The sequence below is a fragment of the Serratia sp. Ag1 genome (assembly GCF_000743355.1).
GTDB lineage: Bacteria > Pseudomonadota > Gammaproteobacteria > Enterobacterales > Enterobacteriaceae > Chania.
In genome coordinates, this window is sequence record NZ_JQEI01000003.1 from 370030 (window position 1) to 389954 (window position 19925).

Genomic DNA, 19925 nt, shown 5'->3' on the forward strand with positions numbered 1-19925 from the left:
TATCCAGTGGATTTCAAGAGGGTTACAGAAATACACCCAAAATAATCCGAGTTGCTTGAAGCAAGACGGGTATATACCCAAAATAATTCGAGTTGCTTGTAGGCGGCAACTGAACGAAGCCCCAGGAGCTTACTCAAGTAAGTGACTGGGGTGAGTGAAGGCAGCCAACACCCAAGCAACTTGAAGTATGAAGGGTATACACCGCAAAGGTTAACACAGCCATTCCTTACCCTGTCACTTTACGCTATAACAGTTCACACCTCTCCAGCCGCCAAGGAAAGCCGCATGGCCGATCACTCCCCACAATTCTGGCGCGACGAACGCTTGCCGTTTGTTGAAGCGCGTGCCATCGCCGATGGCCGTAAAATCTGTTACTCACTGCATAGCCACGAGTTTTTCTCGATTGGTGCCATTACCGCAGGCACCAGTAGCTATATCAATGGTGAACAGCAGTTGCAGGTAAAAACCGGTGATGTGGTGATCATCAACCCACAGCAAGCGCATGGCTGCAACCCGATTGGCGATCGGCGCTGGTCCTATATCATGTTTTATATCGACACCGCCTGGCTCGCGCGGTTGCAGCAGGAAAATACGCGCAGCAGACATGAAGGGTTTACCCCATTTACGGCTATTGCTAGCCAAGATCCACGCTTGTTCGCTGGCCTGAACCACCTTTATGCCTTGTTGATCGATCCGCTGCGCAACCATTTGGAAAAACAGATCGCACTGGTGGATTACTTCAGTGAGTTGACGCTGTGCCTGGGAACGGCACCCACTTTAGCGCTGGAGTTCAATCCCAAGCTGGAGACCGCCGCCGTATTTATCCGCAACCATTGCACTCAGTCATTGACCTTAGAGGCGATCTGTCAGGCGTCCGGCTTATCGCCCTCTTACCTGATCCGGGCGTTCAAAAAGCGCTACGGTATGACGCCGCACGCCTATCTGGTTAACCAACGCATCCAGTATGGTCACCGGCTGTTAAAACGCGGCTTCCCTATCGCCGCAGCCGCGAGTGAAAGTGGCTTTGCCGATCAGGCGCACTTTCAGCGCACGTTCAAACAACTGTTAGCGGCCACTCCTGGCCAGTATCAAATCCCTTCAGCCAATAAATAGCAGGCACTGGCCACCAAAAGCAGCGCCATCAAACGGTTGAAGCGCTGTACGTTACGTGCGCTCTGCAACAGGCCGCTGAGCATTGCACCCGCATAAGCCCAACAAGCCACCGAGGCGTAGCAAATCACAAAGTAGATCGCCGCAAACTGCCACAACAGCCGCATCTCGCCGTCCCCCACAAACGCCCCCATACTAGCTATCGACGCCAGCCAGGCTTTCGGATTCAGCCATTGCAACAAAGCGCCATACCAGTAAGAAGGCGCATTTTGCCGCTCACCCCGCCCCAGTTGACCATCGTTGGCTGCAAGCTGATAAGCCATATAAAGCAGAAAACCGACACCAGCCAGAAGGATCAACTGCGTCAGCCCTGGCCACAACGTCAATACCTCGTGCAGGCCAAGGCCGATCAACACCAGCAGTAAGGTAAAACCCAGAGTAGCCCCGCTGACGTGGCGCAAACTGGCATTAAAACCAAATTGCGCCCCGCTGCTGAGTGCCACAATATTCACCGGGCCGGGCGTAATAGAGGACGCCAGAGCAAAGGCGGCCATAGAAAGATAAAGCGTCATAATCAGCACCTGTAAAAATTACACAGGTGCCAGCGTGCCGCTTTGCAGTGAAAGTGTATTGAACGAAATTGCCCTGTCGCCGATTATTTTCTGGTCGTCATTCCCCTGCAAGGCAACCCAAAAGTATTCACCGTCATCCCCACCAACACCAGCAGCGCTCCGCTAACCTGCAACCAAGACAGCGCCTCGTCCATCAACAACCAAGCGCTGACTAATCCCACCAGGGGCACCAATAACGCCAGCGGTGCCACTCGCCAGGTTTCGTAACGCGCCAATAAGTTGCCCCAGATGGAGTAACCCAACAGGGTTGCAGCAAACGACAGATACACGATCACCCCTACACTCCCTATTTGCAGATTCAGCAGACTATCAAGCACCTGCTGACGACCATCAAACAGCCCGCTGCATACAAAAAACGGCACGATAGGAATCAGTGCACTCCATACCACCAGTGGCAAAATCCCCTGCTGTGGAAATGTTGCCATAATCTTTTTGTTGGTGAGATTACCGATGGCCCACGAAAATGCCGCTCCCAGCGTTAGCAACAAGCCAGCCAAGGGCACCGCAGAAGCACCTTTAGTCTGCAGGCTGGCCTGCGCCAGAAACAGCATCCCCATAGTAGCAACCACGATTCCGATTACGTGGTGTATACGCAATCGCTCGGCAAAAACCAACATTCCCAATAACAGCGTGAAGAAAACCTGTGCTTGTAGCACCAATGAAGCCAACCCCGCGGGCATCCCCACCTTGATGGCACAAAAAAGAAAGGCAAACTGCCCAAAGCTCATCGTCAAACCATACAGCACTAACCATTTCCACGGCAGTTTAGGCCGTGGCACAAACAATATGGCGGGAAACACGACCAGTAAGAACCGTAAACCAGCCAACAAAAACGGTGGCATTCCCTGCAGGCCGTATTTGATAATGACAAAATTCATCCCCCAGATAACCACTACCAGTAACGCCAACAGCCGATCGCGCAATGTCATCCCTGCCTCACTGTGTAAAGTTCGTAACGCATTATTATGTTTTTTCTGGTTTATCTAACAGATGCCACCAAACTGCAAGTATTCATCAACCAGAATGCTAGAGGCTTACCTAACAGCCGATACTCGGCAACCCAACCGTTTGTGATAATATTAATCGCAACTTTGTTCTCAATCAGTAGGCACCACATGGCATATATTCCAAAAAACTACGCGAAGCTGGAAGTGGGTTATCGCGAAAAAGCATTGAAGATCTTCCCATGGGTATGTGGGCGTTGCTCGCGGGAATTTGTTTACTCCAACCTGCGTGAACTGACGGTGCATCATATTGATCATGATCACAGCAATAACCCGGAAGATGGCAGCAATTGGGAGATGCTGTGTCTGTATTGCCACGATCACGAACACTCTAAATACACCGAGGCCGATCAATACGGTTCAACGGTTATCGCAGGCGAAGACGCGCAAAAAGACGTCGGTGTGGCGACACATAACCCATTCGCCAATCTGAAAGCGATGATGAAAAAGTAACGGCGTCCTGGCCGGGAAAACGCCTGCTCAGAACAGCGGGCATTGGCTACCAACGGTACTTTTCCACTCTGGCACGGCTTGCCTGCGCTTCAGCCCCTAACCAATCCACCAGTACGGTCAGGGCAGCAGGCACAACCGCACGTTCCGGATAAACCAGATAGTAAGCCGCACCGCTGCACACGCTAAGCGGGAACGGCGTCACAATACGGTTGGCCTGAATGTCTTCTTCCAGCAGGCAGAGATCGCCAATCGCAATGCCAAACCCTTGCAGTGCCGCGCTCGTCGCCAGATCGAGCGTATCAAAATGCTGCGCCTTGGTTGAGGGCAATGTTTCATGCCCGGCCACTTTCAACCACAGCAGCCAATCGCGACGATCGCGCGTCGGGTGCAGCAGAGTTTTATCTACCAGATCGGTCGGGATCGGTGGCCGATTCAACGCAGGCAAATAAGTGGGGGTGCAAACCGGGGTCAGGATTTCATCAAATAAATGCTGTACCACCAGGCGTTTTCTCTGCGGTTCACCGAACACAACGGCAGCGTCGAAATGCTCGGTGCTGAAATCTACGCCGTGCGACACCGAGGCCGTCAGTTCAATATGCATCTCTGGCCGCTCATTCTGTAATCGGATGATACGCGGCAATACCCAGCGCATCGCGCAGGTTGGGCATTTAATCCGCAGCGTACCCGGTTGTGCTCCCGCACGCATCAATGCCTCGTCCAGTTGTTCCAGCGCCTGTTGTACCGGGGCCAACAGCAACGCGCCCTGTGCGGTTAGCACCAGCCCGCGCGCCCGACGGCTGAACAGTGGATAACCCAGTTGCTGTTCCAGGCCGAGGATCTGGCGGCTGACCGCCCCTTGCGTCAAATGCAGCGCCTGCGCCGCATGGGTGAAATTAAGCCGCTGCGCCACCACCACAAAAGTTTTCAGCACGTCGAGCGAAGGTAACGATGTCTGCATGAGTAAACCTCTATTAACGCAAAAAACTCTTTTCTGGCATGATCCAGACGCATGGCTAGCATGACAAATTTTCTCTTGTTCGCCGATCCTAACTCATGCTTAATCGTTCCACACTTGATTCTTTTGCCCGGAGCCCACCATGCAGAGCGCCTGCTCTCAACGTTCGAAACTGCCGGACGTCGGCACAACCATTTTTACCGTGATTGGCCAACTGAGTACCGAGCATCAGGCCCTCAACCTGTCGCAAGGTGCACCGAATTTTGCCTGCGACTTGCAGTTGGTTGAAGGTGTCGCCCAAGCCATGCGTGCAGGTCATAACCAATATGCCCCCATGAGTGGCGTAGCCGCTCTGCGTCACGCTTTGGCAGAAAAAGTTGAACGCCTGTACGGTGCACGTTATGACGCAGATGACGAAATCACGGTCACTGCCAGCGCCAGCGAAGGGCTTTATTCCGCCATCAGCGCGCTGGTACACCCTGGCGATGAAGTGATCTATTTTGAACCGGCCTTCGACAGCTATGCCCCGATCGTCCGCCTGCAGGGCGCAACAGCGGTTGGCATCAAACTTTCACTGCAAGATTTGCAGATCGATTGGGACGAAGTCGCCGCCGCGATCAACAGCAAAACGCGGATGATCATCGTCAACAGCCCGCACAATCCTACCGGCTGTATATTCAACGAGCAGGATATCGAACGCCTGACCGCGCTGACGCGCAATACCGACATCGTCATTCTGTCTGATGAAGTTTACGAGCACGTGGTGTTCGACGGTGGCATTCACCACAGCATGGCGCGGCATCCGGCCTTGGCAGAACGTAGCGTGATCGTTTCTTCGTTCGGCAAAACCTACCACGTTACCGGCTGGCGCGTCGGCTACTGCCTGGCACCGGCGGCGCTGATGGATGAGATCCGCAAAGTGCACCAGTTTATGATGTTCTCTGCGGATACCCCGATGCAGCACGCCTTCGCGGCGGCATTAAATAACCCGCAAAGCTACCTGGGGCTGGCGGATTTTTATCAGCAGAAACGCGATTTATTGGCCAATGCGCTGCAAGCTTCGCGTTTTGAATTACTGCCAAGCCAGGGCAGCTTCTTTATGCTGGCCCGCTTTAGCGGCTTCAGCAGTGAAAGTGACAATGACTTTGCGGTGCGTTTGATCCGTGAAGCCAAAGTGGCCACTATCCCGCTATCGGCTTTTTACAGTGATGGCACCAACACCGGCATTATCCGCTTGAGCTTCTCAAAAGATAACGACACCTTGCTGGAAGGCGCACGCCGCCTGTGCCTGGTGTAACCCCTTGATTCCTGACCATAGGAAAGCATTGATGAAAAAAACTTTAAATATGCTGATCGCGGCTGGCTGCCTGTTGGCTGCTGGTTCTACTTGTGCGGCAGAGAACAAGCTGCGCTTTGGTATTGAAGCGCTGTATCCGCCGTTCGAATCCAAATCCGCCAGCGGCCAGTTGGAAGGGTTTGATATCGATTTGGGGAATGCCGTCTGTGCTGCGGCAAAACTTGAATGCAGTTGGGTAGAAACCTCATTCGACAGCCTGATCCCAGCGCTACAGGCGCGTAAATTCGAAGCGATCAACTCGGCAATGAACGTTACTGACCAGCGCCGTCAGGCAATTGCCTTCACCGATTCGATTTATCAGGTGCCCAACCGCTTGATCGCTAAAGCCGACAGCGGCCTGCTGCCAAACGCCAAGTCGTTGGCCGGTAAACGTGTCGGGGTCCTGCAGGGATCAATTCAGGAAAATTATGCCAATACGCACTGGGCTCCACAGGGCGTCGATGTCGTGTCTTATCAGGATCAAAACCAAGTGTATCTCGATCTGACTTCAGGCCGCCTGGATGCCACGCTGATCATGGCACCTGCCGGGCAGAGCGGTTTTCTGGCGCACCCTGATGGCAAAGGTTTTGCCTTTGTCGGTGAGGCGGTGAAAGACGACAAAATTCTGGGTGAAGGTATCGCTTTCGGCCTGCGCAAAGAGGATGCTGCGCTGCTGAAACAACTGAACGAAGCCATCACTCAAGTAAAACAACAAGGGAAAATTGCCGAACTGTCGAAAAAGTATTTTGGTGATGTGGACGTGACGATGAAATAAATAGTTACTGCCTAGGCAGCCAATACCCACTAAGTATATATGGGTATATACCCGTCATACTTCAAGTTGCTTGGATGTTGGCTGCGTTATTTAAGACATTAGAATAGGCTCTTAGGTATAACCAAGCAGAATACATAACTAGAGTAGCTGTATTTTAATGAATATGATGGATGGGACTAAGTATTTTCTGAGAATAGATTTTGTAACTTCGAATTCAGCAGACCCAATCTGGTTCAGCATGAATGCTTGAAAGAAGGAGGGGGGACATTGATCCCCCATTGAAAAAACCAATGTGTTAGAGAAGTAGCTTAGGTGTTGCTTAGTCAGGATGACAAATTTAAAGATAATTAAGATAACCGCTAGTAATCAGGTCGTTGGCTTTTTTAAGCCTGTAGCGAATGTTCGCCCGCAACCAACTATCTGATGACCATTCATTTCTTACTCTTTCTTCACCAAAAATCTCCGAGGCGATATCTTTGTGCGTAAGACCTTGATTTCTATCATCAATAGCTTTAAGCAAGTCTAAACAATGCTTCTCTTTCTCATCAGTTTCACATCGATTGTTGATAATACTTTTTATAATATCAATATTCCTGCTAATTGTGTTAGTTTTCAAGCTCAAAGGGATATACAAGAATAAATTTGAATTCTCATTTAGCGTAATACCTCCGTCAGCAAAAAACTGAAAGTAGTTGTTATTATTGAATATTTTTATGCAGAGCGTATCATCCATCAATTGGAGAGTACGCTGATGAACTTCTGGCTTACACGTGATACTACCCCAGGTGAAATCACCGTAAGTACTGAGGGCTAATCTAATAGAACGCTTGCTGAGCCTGGGAGACCAAAAGACATCGATAGGGTCCGGGTTATTAGGGTCAACATACTTCATTAAACCCCATTTTTTTTCAGCCTCAAGATCTAAAACATTTTGTGTTTTTACAACACTATCCGATATATCACTAACACGGCGCCCCTCTTTTAGCATAGCGGCTTCCCAGTCACTTATGTACTGAGGGTTCCTTCTCAAACACTCCCAAGCAAAATCAGTATATACCCGCTTTTTCATGGTGACATCCTTTGATCTGCAATATCCACATCACGCAAATCATAGTAACGATATGGCAAGTAATCTTTAGAGGGTGAAAAGTCAGATTTCAAAATTTATCCCTGCATTCTAATCCTAACACGGACTAATAATTATAGTCATTGAATTAGCAAGAAATAAAAATTCATGTAACTCACCGCAAAAATAAGAACATTCTCAAATATGTGTGCTGTTATCGCACAAATTAGTTTGTAGGCTTAAAGGGAGGGTAATAATATGGATGCAACATTTTCTCAAGATCTATTTGGCGTCGAATTCGACCCACTATATAGCGAAATAGAAGCGACTTTAGCACAACAAGACGAATCTTCCGACCCACTTTCTACGTCGCATGAACCACCCAAAATAAATTGGCAGCTCATCGCTGAACAATGTGAAAAACTACTCGAGCAATGCTATGACTTACGGGTAATGCTGTGGCTCATCCGAGCCAATATGCACCTGGAAGGAGTGTCAGCCTTATTTCGCGGTTTAGCAAAACTGACTGACCGTATTGCAGAAAACCCTGATTCAATCTACCCGCTATCTGAAGATATCCCCGTCAATAGCGGGCACGCTACTGCGCTTGGCTGGCTATCAACCGCACAGTGTATTGCTGAATTGAAATCTTCGCGTTTAACAGTAGAACATCTATTCACTGTACAAGAATTGATCAGCTCGGAGTCAAACGCAAATGAGTTACTCCGTTATCCACTGATATCATCCACTCAGCTATTGAGTGTGAATGCCTACTTTCAAAAAAATAATCACCCTGATTTACTGGAGCAATTCAATAGTATTAGTAAGAAAATTAAAATAATTGAAGAATACGCTAATCAATACTCCGACAGTTATCAATTAATTTGTGATCAACTACATATTTTTTTAGCGAAATGCATTACGTTTCTTACACAAACAAATAACCACAAAAATAATAATGATATTAGCCTTGGCGAGGACATATTAACGTCTGCGCCAACAAAAGAAACTTTTCCACCCGTTGAAAACATACACATTCGCTCACGTCAAGAAATAATTATTATGCTCGATCGCATTTTAGAGTATTTCCAACATTTTGAGCCTAGCCATCCTGCACCCATATTCATACGCCGTAGCAAACAGATGATCGGCATGGATTTCGTTTCTATCGTAGAAGACCTGCTTCCAGAGTCTTTGATCGCTTTACAACAATTTACCGGAAAGTAACCCCAGATGGTTTGATGAGGATATAGAGATGACCAAAGATTCAAGCTCTCAGAAGTTCATTGGCAGAAATAATGCCCCAAGGGTGCAAATAGAATATGACGTCGAGATTTACGGTTCTAACAAAAAGGTAGAACTGCCATTTGTGACTGGCGTGATGGCAGATCTTTCTGGTCATCGAGATAAACCACTCGCCGCCGTTGAAGACCGTAAATTCCTGACCTTCGATCAGGACAACTTTGACGCCCGTATGCGTGCCATTAAGCCACGGCTCAAGTTCTACGTGGATAACACATTGAGTGATGACGAAGAACAACTGGATATCGAACTCGAATTCGAATCCATGGATGACTTTTCTCCTGGCGCCATTGCCCGTCGCATACCTCAAATGGACAGGCTACTTCAAGCCCGAACACATCTGGCGGAGTTGATTACCTACATGGACGGTAAGGCCAGTGCGGAGGAAGTGGTTAAACAGCTTCTTGAACAGCCCGACTTCTTACAGCGTTTGGCAACAGATGCACAAAGCACGGTTGATAGCCTCGGTAACAATCTGGATAGCGAAGCCTCTGAGGGAGATGAATAGTGGAGAACCTGCAACAGCCCCCTGTCAATGGTTTACCAGACGTTGAGGTAACCTTTGCGAACAATGAATTAGACGAAATTCTCAAGCGCTCGTTCCGACCGCGCACTGATGAAGCGTCATCTGCCGTCCGCCGGGCAATCGGGACACTCGCGGCCTACGCCAACAAAGGGAAGGTCAAGGTCAGTCGTGATGTCGTACTGACTATCGAATCTTTAGTCGCAGAGATCGATGAAAAGCTTTCAGAGCAAATGAACCATGTTCTGCACCATAAAGAATTTCAGAAACTGGAATCTGCTTGGCGTGGCCTGAACCATCTGGTGGATAACACCGAAGTCAGTGAAACACTGAAAATTCGCGTACTCAATATCAGTAAAGATGAACTGGCGAAAACGCTACGGCGCTATCGTGGTTCCGCCTGGGATCAAAGCCCCATCTTCAAACAGGTTTACGAACATGAGTATGGCCAGTTTGGTGGAGAACCCTTTGGCTGCATGATTGGGGACTTTGAATTCGATCACAGCCCGCAAAATGTCGCCCTATTGACCGAGTTGGCCAAGGTAGCCGCTGCCGCTCACTGTCCTTTTATCGCCTCTGCCTCCCCCAGCATCATGCAAATGAACAGTTGGCAGGAGTTGGGCAACCCGCGTGATATCGGCAAAATTTTCACCACGCCAGAATATGCCCCCTGGAGACGGCTACGTGAAAGCAATGACTCGCGTTATCTGGTACTGACGCTGCCTCGTTTTCTTTCACGCTTACCCTACGGAGCCAAGAGCCTGCCAATCGACGATTTCGCCTTCGAAGAAGTGGTCAGCCCTTATTCCATCGACGATTTTACCTGGGCCAATGCAGCCTATGCCATGGGGGTCAATATCAACCGTGCTTTCAATGAATACGGTTGGTGCTCGCGGATACGCGGCATTGAGTCCGGGGGGTCGGTTGAAGAGCTTCCTGCATACGCTTTCCCGTCTGACGAAGGCGGTTATGAATTGACTTGCCCTACCGAACTGGCCATTTCCGATCGCCGTGAAAACGAATTGTCCAATGCCGGTTTCCTACCGCTGGTCTACAGAAAACATTCCGATTTTGCTGCGTTTATCGGTTCGTGCACGTTGCACTCTCCTGCGGAGTATGAAGATCCCGATGCAACCGCAAACGCCAAACTTTCTGCACGCTTGCCCTACATCTTTGCCACCTGCCGTTTCGCCCACTATCTCAAGTGTATCGTGCGCGACAAGATCGGTTCGTTCCGTTCCCGTGATGATATGCAAGTTTGGCTGAACGATTGGTTGATGAACTACGTTGATGGCGATCCGTCGATTTCCACGGAAGCCACCAAGGCCAAAAGACCGCTGGCTGCCGCAGAAGTTCGGGTTGAAGACGTGGAAGACGATCCGGGTTTTTACCGGGCTCATTTCTACCTGCGCCCTCACTACCAGTTGGAAGGTATGACGGTATCCCTAAGGTTGGTTTCCAAACTCCCTTCCAGCAAGGAAGGCAAAGAGCAATAACAGCGCAACACCAAAACGCTTACCCAGAATAATTCTGCCGCTCAGCGCGCAGAGTCTGGCATCGCTATGGCAACGCACAGGACCCATGACAAGGAGGTGCATTAACGAAGAGAGTTTTTTATTAAAAGAATCAGTCCATTACAGACATCGTTCAACACAAACTTAATGACATTAATTCAGGAGTAAAGAATGGCAGCGTTAGTGGATTATTTTCTCAAAATTGAAGGGGTAGAAGGTGAGTCGCCGGATCAGAACTATGCGGGCTGGATCCAATTGCAAGCCTGGCAATGGTCAGAAGAGAACGCAGGCCGTTGGGGATTCGGCAGCGGTGGCGGCTCCGGTAAAGTCGAAATGAAAGATTTCGAATTCCGTATGGTCAGTAACAAAGCCTCGCCGAAGCTGTTTCTGATGTGTGCTACTGGCGACCATATTCCACAGGCTAAATTGGTCTGCCGTAAATCAGGCAGCGGCCAGCAAGACTTCCTGACCGTCACCTTCAGTAATTGTCTGGTTTCCTCGTTCAAAACCGTCGGCAATATGCCACTCGGCATCGCGGAAAAGCTGGATGTCGACACGGTTCTACCCACTGACGTGATCAGTCTGAACTTTGCCCGTATTGAAATTGAATACAAAGAGCAAAAAAACGATGGTTCGATGGGTGCAGTAATCAAATCAGGTTACGACCTAAAACTGAACTCTCGGGTTTAACAGCGTCAATCAGGCTGCTCCAGAAACCTGGAGCAGCCACTCAGCTCTGCTAGGGAAGGCTAATCATGACCATTTCTGCCCCGATACTGTTCGATAAATTGAGCCTGCGCCATGAACATGTCCGTCTACCACACTGGCGTGAAGTTTTGCTGCGGGATATTGAATGTCTGCTGAATGACTCTGCTCACAGCGCTGCCTTGAAGTTGAGGCATCACCCCCATTGCGAAACTTCCGTGGTTAATTTCGGCCTCCCTTCCCTAAGCCAGCAAGTGCCGATCAATACCGATCTGATGGAGCTCGCTCGCCACATACAACGCATCATCGCGACGTTTGAACCACGCCTGGATCCGCGCTCGATCAAGGTGGTTCCATTGATAGATAAAGACCACACCTGGGTGTTGGCCATCCTGTTTGATATCCATGCCAGATGTAATCTCCCCGGCGAAGAACATCTGATGAACCTGCGCATCGCCCTTGATTACTCCTATGGAATGGTACGCGTTATCTGAACGACGCAGAGATAAAAGGAACAGGCCACTATGCTGAGCGAAAGTTTTCTCGCTTTATACAACGAAGAGTTGCGCTACCTGCGTGAAGATGGGCAACGCTTTGCACAAATGCATCCACAGGTTGCCCAGCATCTGGGATTACATGTTGATGGCGTGCTCGATCCTTTTGTAGAGCGTTTGCTTGAAGGTACCGCATTCCTCAGTTCGCGCATTCAGGAACGCCTCAATAACGAGCACCCGGAATTTGCGCTGCAAATGCTCGGGCGTCTGGCCCCTTTGTGGTACACCCCGTTGCCGTCAATTGCCACCATCGCCATGACGCCCGATCTGACCTCTCCTCAATGGCATTCACACGTTATCTTGCCGAAAGGAAGCCGCGTGACGTTAAACGATGGGTCGTTGAACCATCGGCGGGCCAATTTTTCAACCGGGCGCACGCTGAAAATTCAACCCGTAACCATTGAGCATGCCGATTGTAACAGCACTCCCCCGGCCAACTTGCCACATGCGGTGGCCAGCCAGTTACGCGATGGGCAGGCACACCTGGCACTGCGCCTTAGCACTCAAGGCGTAGCGGCGTTATCCGAACTCGATCTCGCCCCTTTAAACCTGACGTTGGCTGGGGATATCGTGCATGCCAATCAGGTGATGAGCACGTTGCTCAATCACACGCTACGCATTGTCGTCTGGGCAAAAACGGAAGCGCATCCGTTGATTAAGGTGCTTACTAAAGAACAACTGCGCCAAGGAGGGTTGAGCCAGGATGAAGCATTACTCCCTACCAATCTTAGCGAACTGCCCGGTAGCCGTCTGCTACGCGAGTTTTTTGCCGCACCTTCACGCTTTTTCAGCCTTGAACTGCACGGCCTGAATGATTTTTTAAAGCAAGGTGAACGCGTACACAGCTTCGAGATTCTGTTTGTCCTGAATCAACGGCCACTGCATTTGATCGAACGCGTCCACGCACAGGATTTTCGCCTGTTTGCTACGCCGATCATCAATCTTTATAAACGCCGTTGCAGCCCGGTTCTTATCAATAATGAGCATGTCGAATACCCAATCACCGTCGATCAGCTGAATCCGCGCCTGTATGCCATCCACCACGTGTTAAGCGTCAATGGATTACTAACCGATGGGGGCAATATTCCATTCTCCCCCCTGTATGGGCATGGACATTTTGACAACGACGACAATCTCGGGGGATACAGCATCCGGCGGCGACGTGAATTCAAAGAAAAAAACGACCAGAAAACTTCGCCAATGATGCCCCATGACAGCCTGTTTATTTCCCTGTCACCGGGGAATACCGGTTTTGATATCGACCGCGTGAAATCGCTGTCGATAGAGGCCATGGTTTGTGAACGTCATTTACTCCCCAATCAATTACAGCATTCGCAATTCCAATTGGACATCGCACTGCCTATTGGTGCAGTTGAGATGCTGCGTTCACCTTCACGGCCACAAGGCGTACCCGACATCGCCCAAGCTTGGCGTGCCCTGCAGCTGATCGCCAATAACCCGTTACGTTATGCACAACCCGAAGTCAGTGACTGTTCTGGGCTATTAAAAGACTGGTTATCGCTGTTTTGCCAACCAGGTGACGCCAGCCACCATAAACGCATTACCAGCCTCACCCATGCCAGCATCAGCCATAACTTCGAACGCTACACCGCTCCTGGCCCATTAGCCTGGGTACGTGGCGTTGAGGCGACTCTCGACTTAAACAGCCAACACCATAGCGATAAAGGCGCTCTGCTGTTCGCCAGGATCCTGCATCACGCATTATCAGAATACTGCGAGTTGGGTCAGAGCTTACGCATGAGGGTCAAGGTTGACGGCGAAGCCGTTGCACATTGGGGGCCTATCAGCCATGTCTAGTTCACCCGCGCTGATTGTTGGCCTTTCTGCCAGCCAGGACTTCTTTGAGCTGTTACGCCGTATTGAACGCGCCTTACCAAACGAACCCCGTTTAGGCGCTTCAGGGGGACGCAACCAGCGGCGTTTGCGGATCGTTCAACCTGCGGATATGGCCTTTGCTCCGCGCGAAGTCGCCGATGTCAGGCAACGGCTCAGTGACGTTGAGGATGGGCCGCAGGTGACTATCACCTGCCGCCATTTCGGCTTGTTTGCCCCTTATGGGCCGTTGCCCATTCATGTGACAGAACAGGCACGTAATGAGTTATTGGCCAAACGTAATCGGGCTTTTCAGGATTTTGCCAGCATTCTCAGCCAGCGCATGGCTATTTTATATTACCGCGCCTGGTCACAGCTCAACGTTGCGGTGGGACATGATCGGACAACAGCCAATCCTTTTCTACACCACGTCCGTCAAATCGCGGGGGTCACTGCAAAACAACCGTTAAATCCGCACGTCGCGCGGGTTCGCACACTGTTCCCCGGTGCCTATCTGCCAGGCCAAGGTTCTCTATGGAAATTGCAGGAAATCCTGAAGCACTACTTTGCCGTTCCGATCCACCTCACACCCCATAAAGGGTTATGGATCGAGGACGCCCATTACACCGAAAACCAGCGTATGGGGAGGTTGGGAACAACCCGAATGGGGAGGCGTTTTTTTGACGTCCAACATAGCCTGGTGGTCAACATCGGGCCGTTGTCTGCCACTGAATATCTTAACTATCAACGGGGGAGTGAACGCCTGAAAACCCTGGTGCATCTGTGCCATGACTTCGTGCGGCACCGGATGATTCTGGATGTGAATCTGCTCATCCAGACCTCACCCCAAATGGCCTGCCATCTTGGTAAAGGCAATCTTAGCCGTCACTGCTGGTTAAAACCGGGTTCGGCTTTACATATTCAACCGCTTTACAGAACGGTTACTTAACTTGAGGAGCGACAGAGATGTACCAGCGTGAACGCCTTTTTAACCAGCTCGGCACCTTCGCCTATAAAACCTTTGTTGAGGCAACCCGGCTCTGCCGCAGTTACCGACACGAATATGTAGAACTTGAGCATTGGTTAAAAGTATTGGTAGACCAGCAAAAAGGCGATGTACCCGCGCTTTTGGCGCATTATGGGCTGAATCAAGCCGTTATTTCGGCACGCCTGGACCACATTATTCAATGTATGCCTAACAGCCATACCTCAGTACAGGATCTTTCCTCACGACTGGAGTCTGCCGTGGAGTCTGGCCTGCTGATGAGCCAGGTCATGGGGGCACAGCGTTCAATCCGCACCGCGCATATCCTGCTCGGATTATTGCATGATACCCAGCATCAGCGCTGGCTATATCGCCTGTGCGACGAATTCAAAAAGTTACCCATCCCGCAAATTGCACAGGAATATGAAAGCCTACTGCAAAGTTCGATAGAACATGAAGACGCACAACAAGACGAGCGGGTTCAAAACACCCCCTCCGGCCTGAGTAAGCCGTCGGCGGAAGGCCAGGCAGCGCTGGATAAATGGTGTATCGATCTCACGGCCCAAGCCACTGCCGGTGAAATTGACCCGGTTATTGGCCGCGAAGCCGAATTGCGCCAAGTGATCGACATTCTGTCACGTCGCCGTCAGAACAACCCCATTCTGGTCGGGGAGGCGGGCGTGGGTAAAACCGCCGTAGTCGAAGCGCTGGCCAGAAGGCTAGCCAGTGGCGAAGTTCCCCCGCTCCTGCGTGGAGCCCGCCTGCTTTCGCTCGATTTGGGTCGTATGCAGGCCGGAGCCAGTATGCGCGGCGAATTCGAGGCTCGTTTAAAAGCCTTGCTCGACGGTATCAGCCAATGTGATACCCCCGTTGTCTTGTTTTGTGATGAGGCCCATACGCTGGTCGGAGCGGGCGGCCAAGCAGGAACCGGTGATGCAGTTAACCTGCTCAAACCCATGCTGGCCAGAGGAGCACTGCGGATGATTGCCGCCACCACCTGGTCAGAGTACAAACAGTTCATCGAACCCGATTCAGCCCTCACTCGCCGTTTTCAACGCGTGCTGATTGGCGAACCGAATGAGCCGACAGCGGTAGATATGCTGCGGGCCATCGCCCCACACTTTGCAAAACATCACAATGTCACCATTCGCGATGGCGCAATCCTGGCTGCGGTACGCCTGTCATTACGAAATCTGCCTTCACGCCAGTTGCCGGATAAGGCCATCAGCCTGTTGGATACCGCCTGCGCACGTGTTGCGTTAAGCCAACATGCCGCACCGCAGGCCATTGAACAACGGGCCGCACGGCTTGCCGTACTGCACACTGAGCGCCTCTATCTGCAAAGAGAGCATCAGTTAGGAGCCACCGTGAATGAGCGGTTCACGGAAGTGGAAGACGCAATCACCTTGCTGGAAGGCGAGTTGGCGGCGTTGCAACGTCGCCATCAACACGAACAAGAATTGGTAAAAACGTTACTGCCAGCCACAGAGGACAACCAGGCAATAACAGAACATGCTCGCTGGCCGGAACTGGCCGAACTACAACAGGATGCCCCGCTGGTTTATCCGTGGGTGGATGAGCAGACGATCGCCGAAGTCCTGTCTGATTGGACCGGTATCCCCAGCGGTAAAATGTTGCAAGATGACCTGGAGTGCGTACTGAATTTAGAACAGCACCTGAGCAAGAATATTTTCGGGCAAGGCAGTGCCATCAAAGAGATCGCGCAGGCTGTCCGCACGGCCCGTGCTGGCATTCAACCTCAGGATCGCCCTTTAGGCATCTTTCTGCTGGCTGGCCCAACGGGCACCGGTAAAACAGAAACTGCCAATGTGCTGGCCGACCTGTTGTATGGCGGTGCTCACAACCTGATCACTTTTAATATGAGTGAATTCCAGGAAGCACACACTCTATCCACGCTGAAAGGCGCTCCACCTGGCTATGTCGGCTATGGCAAAGGCGGCAAACTGACTGAAGCGGTGCGACGTAAACCTTATTCCGTGATCCTGCTGGATGAATTTGATAAAGCTCACCCCGATATTCACGACGCTTTTTATCAAGTGTTCGACAAAGGTTGGATGGAAGATGCGGAAGGCCGCATTGTCAGCTTCCGTCAGTGTTTCATTCTGCTGACCTGCAACCAAGGGGCAGAAGAGATTGAGCAGGCTTACCAAACCGACGACACCATTAAACTTTCGGCACTCAAACCTATTGTCTATAACGCTCTGCTGCCGCGTTTTGCACCGGCATTATTGGCGCGAGTCAACATCATTCCTTATCTGCCATTACAGCAAAACGCCTTGGAGCAGATTGCTGCCCATTATCTCGCACGCTTGCAACACCGCTTAGCGCATGAGATTGGCGCCACACTGATTGCCGAAGGGGATATTCCTCTGTGGATCGCTGAACGCATCTCAAGCCATCCAAACCGGGGGCGTGCCGTAGAAGAGTTATTGCGCCAAACAATATTACCCGCAATCGGTAACGAAGTGCTGCGGCGAAAACATGAGAGCGCTTCTTTACAGGAAATCAGACTGATGATTGAAGACACCAATCTGAGTCTGGAATTTTCTTAATCGCGGCTCCTGGCCATTAAATATACCCAAAATAATTCAAGTTGCTTGTAGGCGGCAACTGAGCGAAGCCCCAGGAGCTTACTCAAGATCGTTCCTGGGGTGAGTGACAAATCTGCGAAAGCAGATTTGAACGCTGCTCGCAGCGGCCCCGAAGGGGTGAGGCCCAGTATGGGCCGAGTAACGCAGCCAACACCCAAGCAACTTGAAGTATGACGGGTATAAAAACTATTTAAAAACGAGGTCATCATGCCTTTAATCGAAATAGAGAATGAATTGCTATCCGGGTTTGGCGCTTTTCCTCTCAGCTTTACGACCCAGGAACGGCTGTCGAAAAACCCAGGATATAGCCTGGAATTTCAGGCTACTGATTCGGACATCGATCTGGTCAGTCTGTTGGGTGAAATTATCAAAGTCAGAATTGAACTGCCTGACTCTGGGGGACACCGCACTTTCTATACCTATGTGGTGGCCGGCAATGATGAAGGGCAGCGGCAGAATCAGTTTGTTTATCGCCTGGAGTTGAGCACCTGGCTGTGGTTCCTGATGCAGAACCGTAATTGCCGGATATTTCAGGACCTGAATATTATCAGCATTATTGAACAGGTTTTTAGCCGCTATAACTTCGCAGATTACCGCCTTGATCTGATCGGTAACTACCCATTGCGCGAGTATTGCGTCCAGTTTGCCGAAACGGACTTTGCCTTTATCAACCGATTACTGGAAGACGAAGGAGTTTGGTATTACTTCGAACATAGCGATGAAAAACATACGCTGGTGATTACCGATAAGCAGCAGTTTCCAGCGCTGGAAGGCAACTATGCGCAATTGAGCTTTCTGCCAGACAGTGAAGAAATGCGCGCAATTCGTGAAGGGGTGCAACGTCTCCAACGTTCACAACGTATCCACGCCAGTGAGGTTGTGTTACGTGACTTCGATTTCCTTAACCCACGCAGCACGTTGCAGACCCATATCGAACAATCCCGCCAGCATCTGCAAGGCGTTCCCTTGGAATGGTACGACTATGCTGCGGGTTATACCGATACCCAACACGGAGAAAGCATTGCTCGCATGCGTTTGGAAGCAATGCAAAGCAATGGTCAACTGCTTTCAGGTGAAAGTAATGCTACCGGCCTGATGGCGGGGAGATCGTTTTCTCTGGTTCAACACCCGGATAATAATCGTAACCGGGCATTCAAACTGATCGCCTGTGATTACAGCTTCTTGCAGGACGGGCCTGACAGTGGCAGTCAGGGACGTAATGTAACCTGCCGCTTTATGGCCCTCAATGACGATATCGCTTATCGCCCACTGTGCGTCACCCCGCGCCCCCAGGTTCCCGGGGTGCAGAGCGCTACCGTCGTCGGAGCTCGTGAGTCGGAAGTACACACTGATGAATTTGCACGTATTCGCGTCCACTTCCACTGGGATCGCTATAAGACCACAGAAGAGGACAGCTCTTGCTGGATCCGTGTCGTTCAGGCATGGGCAGGCAAAGGCTGGGGGGTTCTCGCTATGCCGCGTGTTGGTCAGGAAGTCTTGATTAACTACGTTGATGGCGATCTGGATCGACCTATGGTGACAGGGATCGTCTATAACGGAGAAAACCCACCGCCTTACCGTTTACCGGAACAGATCAATTACTCAGGCTTTGTCTCCCGATCGCTGCGCTTTGGCAAGCCGCAGCATGCGAGCCAACTGACCTTTGACGATAAGCGTAGTAATGAACGCGTCATGCTGCACGCAGAGCGTGATTTACAGAAAACCATTGAACGTAACTGTTCCACCGCCGTTGGCCAGGATCAATACGAAACGGTAGAACGCACCAAAACTGACTGGTTCAGTAACCATGTCTCCTACAAAGACGTCAACTTCTCCGTAACGGGCTTTGATATGTCTGCCAAGGGAATGGGGATTTCAGCCACTGGCGTTAGTTTCTCTTTAGTCGGGCTGAGTACCAGCCTGACACTAATCAATACCTCCTTTACCGGCATTGGTACTTCCTTTACCGGAGTGAATACGTCATTCACCGGGATGAGCACTTCATTCACCGGGATGAGTACCAGCATGACCGGCATGAGCACTTCCCTGACTGGCAACAGCAACTCCTTTACCGGTTGCAGCAACAGTATTACTGGCAGCAGCCATAGCCAGACCGGTTGCAGCAGCAGCGTCACCGGCAAAAGCACCAGTATGACCGGCTCCAACACCAGCATGACCGGGGAAAGTGCCTCATTTACTGGTGTCACCTTCAGTTGCGTGGGCAGCAGTACCAGCAAAACCGGTATCAGTATGAGTACCACGGGTTCCGCCACCAGCATTGTCGGCAGCAGTGTCGGTATGACTGGCAGCAGCATATCGACCACTGGCAGCAGCATCAGCACGGTCGGTAACAGCGTCAGTACCACTGGCAACAGCATCAGTACCACCGGCAGCACCGTCAGCTCGGTTGGCAACAGCGTCAGTAACACCGGCAATAGCGTCAGCACGACCGGTTGCAGCATCGGTACCAAGGGCTTGGATATCAGCTACGCCGCCATGCAGTACTCAGACAAAGGTGTTGACCTGAAAACTCGCGGCATGCAGATGAAAAACTGAACGAAGGGAA

17 protein-coding genes are annotated in these 19925 nt (G+C 50.8%); 13 read left to right on the forward strand and 4 right to left on the reverse strand.

Annotated features, from left to right (window positions below):
* The first annotated feature begins 285 nt into the window (after nucleotides 1-285).
* The gene (locus IV04_RS02980; RefSeq protein ID WP_037397085.1) at nucleotides 286-1113 is read left to right on the forward strand and encodes an AraC family transcriptional regulator; all 828 of its coding nucleotides are present in this window, start codon (nucleotides 286-288) and stop codon (nucleotides 1111-1113) included.
* Here IV04_RS02980 and IV04_RS02985 read toward each other — a convergent pair.
* Together IV04_RS02985 and IV04_RS02990 are read right to left on the reverse strand one after the other, a co-directional pair.
* On the reverse strand, nucleotides 1089-1682 hold the full coding sequence (locus IV04_RS02985; protein WP_037397082.1) for a LysE family translocator: 594 nt from the start codon (nucleotides 1680-1682) through the stop codon (nucleotides 1089-1091). The two genes, IV04_RS02980 and IV04_RS02985, sit on opposite strands and share 25 nt — an antisense overlap.
* 83 nt (nucleotides 1683-1765) lie before the next feature.
* On the reverse strand, nucleotides 1766-2671 hold the full coding sequence (locus tag IV04_RS02990) for an EamA family transporter (RefSeq protein ID WP_037397079.1): 906 nt from the start codon (nucleotides 2669-2671) through the stop codon (nucleotides 1766-1768).
* A 186-nt stretch (nucleotides 2672-2857) separates the two neighbouring features.
* On the opposite strand from IV04_RS02990, the gene yajD reads away from it, so the two are divergent.
* Nucleotides 2858-3199: an HNH nuclease YajD gene (gene yajD, locus IV04_RS02995; protein ID WP_037397076.1), complete on the forward strand. Its 342-nt coding sequence runs from the start codon at nucleotides 2858-2860 to the stop codon at nucleotides 3197-3199.
* A 46-nt stretch (nucleotides 3200-3245) separates the two neighbouring features.
* Here the strand turns inward: yajD and IV04_RS03000 are convergent, their stop codons facing one another.
* The gene (locus IV04_RS03000; protein ID WP_037397073.1) at nucleotides 3246-4157 is read right to left on the reverse strand and encodes a LysR substrate-binding domain-containing protein; all 912 of its coding nucleotides are present in this window, start codon (nucleotides 4155-4157) and stop codon (nucleotides 3246-3248) included.
* A 139-nt stretch (nucleotides 4158-4296) separates the two neighbouring features.
* Here IV04_RS03000 and IV04_RS03005 point away from each other — a divergent pair, with 139 nt between their 5' ends.
* On the forward strand, nucleotides 4297-5451 hold the full coding sequence (locus tag IV04_RS03005) for a pyridoxal phosphate-dependent aminotransferase (protein ID WP_037397071.1): 1155 nt from the start codon (nucleotides 4297-4299) through the stop codon (nucleotides 5449-5451).
* 31 nt (nucleotides 5452-5482) lie between these two features.
* Entirely contained in the window at nucleotides 5483-6265 is a 783-nt protein-coding gene (locus IV04_RS03010) for an ABC transporter substrate-binding protein (RefSeq protein ID WP_037397069.1), read from the forward strand.
* A gap of 337 nt (nucleotides 6266-6602) precedes the next feature.
* On the opposite strand, the gene IV04_RS03015 is transcribed toward IV04_RS03010, so the two are convergent.
* Nucleotides 6603-7334, reverse strand: coding sequence for a DNA -binding domain-containing protein (locus IV04_RS03015; RefSeq protein WP_037397067.1), 732 nt, complete (start codon nucleotides 7332-7334; stop codon nucleotides 6603-6605).
* A 255-nt stretch (nucleotides 7335-7589) separates the two neighbouring features.
* Here IV04_RS03015 and IV04_RS03020 point away from each other — a divergent pair, with 255 nt between their 5' ends.
* From IV04_RS03020 to vgrG, 9 genes are all read left to right on the forward strand, one after another.
* Complete coding sequence (locus IV04_RS03020; protein ID WP_037397065.1) at nucleotides 7590-8558, forward strand: ImpA family type VI secretion system protein; 969 nt, start codon at nucleotides 7590-7592, stop codon at nucleotides 8556-8558.
* Nucleotides 8559-8586: 28 nt separating this feature from the next.
* On the forward strand, nucleotides 8587-9141 hold the full coding sequence (gene tssB, locus IV04_RS03025; protein WP_037397062.1) for a type VI secretion system contractile sheath small subunit: 555 nt from the start codon (nucleotides 8587-8589) through the stop codon (nucleotides 9139-9141).
* Nucleotides 9142-9149: 8 nt separating this feature from the next.
* Nucleotides 9150-10652: a type VI secretion system contractile sheath large subunit gene (gene tssC / locus IV04_RS03030; RefSeq protein WP_037397330.1), complete on the forward strand. Its 1503-nt coding sequence runs from the start codon at nucleotides 9150-9152 to the stop codon at nucleotides 10650-10652.
* 189 nt (nucleotides 10653-10841) lie between these two features.
* Nucleotides 10842-11360 (forward strand): Hcp family type VI secretion system effector, encoded by a 519-nt coding sequence (locus IV04_RS03035; RefSeq protein WP_037397058.1) that lies wholly within the window; start codon nucleotides 10842-10844, stop codon nucleotides 11358-11360.
* Between the two features lie 65 nt (nucleotides 11361-11425).
* A complete protein-coding gene (locus tag IV04_RS03040; RefSeq protein ID WP_037397055.1) occupies nucleotides 11426-11869 on the forward strand; it encodes a type VI secretion system baseplate subunit TssE in 444 nt (147 codons plus the stop codon).
* Between the two features lie 30 nt (nucleotides 11870-11899).
* A complete protein-coding gene (tssF, locus tag IV04_RS03045; RefSeq protein ID WP_037397052.1) occupies nucleotides 11900-13747 on the forward strand; it encodes a type VI secretion system baseplate subunit TssF in 1848 nt (615 codons plus the stop codon).
* A complete protein-coding gene (gene tssG / locus IV04_RS03050) occupies nucleotides 13740-14711 on the forward strand; it encodes a type VI secretion system baseplate subunit TssG (RefSeq protein ID WP_037397049.1) in 972 nt (323 codons plus the stop codon). The genes tssF and tssG overlap by 8 nt, the downstream gene beginning before the upstream one ends.
* Before the next feature lie 17 nt (nucleotides 14712-14728).
* Nucleotides 14729-17320, forward strand: a complete 2592-nt coding sequence (gene tssH, locus IV04_RS03055) for a type VI secretion system ATPase TssH (protein WP_037397046.1) — start codon at nucleotides 14729-14731, stop codon at nucleotides 17318-17320.
* A gap of 246 nt (nucleotides 17321-17566) precedes the next feature.
* Nucleotides 17567-19915 carry a type VI secretion system tip protein VgrG gene (gene vgrG / locus IV04_RS03060; RefSeq protein ID WP_037397043.1) on the forward strand — a complete coding sequence of 783 codons (2349 nt, stop codon included), beginning with the start codon at nucleotides 17567-17569 and terminating at the stop codon, nucleotides 19913-19915.
* Nucleotides 19916-19925 lie beyond the last annotated feature (10 nt).